Genomic DNA, 605 nt, shown 5'->3' with positions numbered 1-605 from the left:
GGAGGCCGCGGAGTCGGTGCTGAAGGATCGCCACATGCCGTGCACCAGACGCAGGAGGACGAAGCGCGCGTGATCCGTGGGGATTTCCGGCGCTGGGTTCTCGTCGATGCTGGTTTCCTCGAGGAGGCGCCCCAAGAACTCGACCGCCTGCTGGTTTCCGGTCGTGACCCACTTCCATGCGCCGGCAAGGCCGGCATTGTGTACGAGGTTTCGCACGGAGAAGCTGTGCAGGGTGCGAGGCCCGGAGTAGGGCAGGAAGTCGGTGAGCGCCGCATGGGCGTCCTGCCACTTTTCCTGCTGGACGAGAGCTTCGATGAGCAGGCGTTTCAACTCTGCCGTGGACTTGGTCCAGGGCTCGGATACGGTGGCGATGGCAGCGGATGCGGCCTGTTCGGCGCGCTGGGCTTCCCCCGCGCTCAGCAGTTCTGAGATGTCAGTGAGGTCGCGCAGTGCCTGGGTGGTTGCGGTTTCCTGGGCGGCATCAGTCACCGAGACAAAGCCCTGGAGCAGTCGGGAGAGGCCGTCGTGGGAGGCCAGGCGCAGCTGGGTTTGGAGGACCAGCACCGCGTTGGCGGCGAGATCGATCGGACGGGGATCGAGCGGGG

At 66.1% G+C, this 605-nt stretch carries 1 protein-coding gene; it reads right to left on the bottom strand.

The genetic code is table 11. The features are described 5' to 3' along the window. On the bottom strand, positions 1 to 605 hold a 605-nt coding region (locus tag CCN56_RS43710; protein ID WP_179200151.1), incomplete at both ends, for a hypothetical protein.

The organism is Streptomyces sp. NRRL B-24572 (assembly GCF_002156145.1).
Lineage (GTDB): Bacteria > Actinomycetota > Actinomycetes > Streptomycetales > Streptomycetaceae > Streptomyces > Streptomyces vietnamensis.
The sequence above is the reverse complement of the archived record's forward strand: the minus strand, read 5'-3'. Positions and strand labels throughout refer to the sequence as shown.